An 893-nucleotide genomic window follows, 5' to 3' on the forward strand; every position below is an offset into this window, starting at 1 on the left:
GCGCCGGCCTGCAGGCGGCGGCGGCCGAGATCGAGTCGCGGGGAAGGCGGGCGCTCGTCCTGCCCACCGACGTCGCCGACCACGCCGCCGTGGACCGGGCCGCCGCCGCCACGGAGGAGCAGCTCGGACCCCTCGACGTGTGGGTCAACAACGCCATGACGACCAGCTTCGCCCCGCTGGCGCAGACCTCGCCGGCGGACTTCCAGCGGGCGATCGAGGTCACGTTCCTCGGTCAGGTCTGGGGCACCATGGCCGCGCTGACCCGGATGCGTCCCCGCGACCACGGCTCGATCGTCAACGTCGGCTCGGCCCTGGCCTTCATCGGCATCCCGCTGCAGGCCCCGTACTGCGCGGCGAAGTTCGCCAGCCGCGGTTTCTTCGAATCGGCCCGCGCCGAACTGCTGCACGACGGCAGCGGTGTCCGGATGTCGATGGTGCACCTGCCCGCGGTCAACACCCCGCAGTTCTCCTGGTGCCACACCTCGCTGGACCGTCACCCCCAGCCCGTCCCGCCGATCTACCAGCCGGAGCTGTGCGCGAAGTTCATCGTGCGCGCCGCCGTCGACGGTCGCCGCTCGAAGATCATCGGGTCGTGGAACAAGGCCCTGGTGGCCGCCGGTTCGGTGGCTCCCGGCTTCGGTAACCACTACGCGGCCCTGGGCGCCTGGGAGTCCCAGCTCACCGACGCCCCGCTGGCGCCGGACCGGCCGGACAACCTGCGCGCGCCGGCCGACGGTGACCGCGACGCCGGTGCGCACGGCATCTTCGACGACCGCGCCGGCGGCTTCACCGACCCCGGCTTCCTGCGCTCGCTGCCCCAGACCGGCCGCACGTTTGCCCAGGCCCTGGTGGCCACCGTCCGGGACCGCCGGCGCCCCCGCGCGCAGCGCGCC

General features: G+C 73.9%; 1 protein-coding gene. It reads left to right on the top strand.

Translation table 11 applies throughout. From position 1 onward, the window contains the following. Window positions 1–893, top strand: an 893-nt coding sequence (locus ND748_RS32950) for an SDR family oxidoreductase (protein WP_251750154.1), incomplete at both ends; no start/stop codon positions are given.

This window comes from Frankia sp. AiPs1, from assembly GCF_023716945.1.
Lineage (GTDB): Bacteria > Actinomycetota > Actinomycetes > Frankiales > Frankiaceae > Frankia.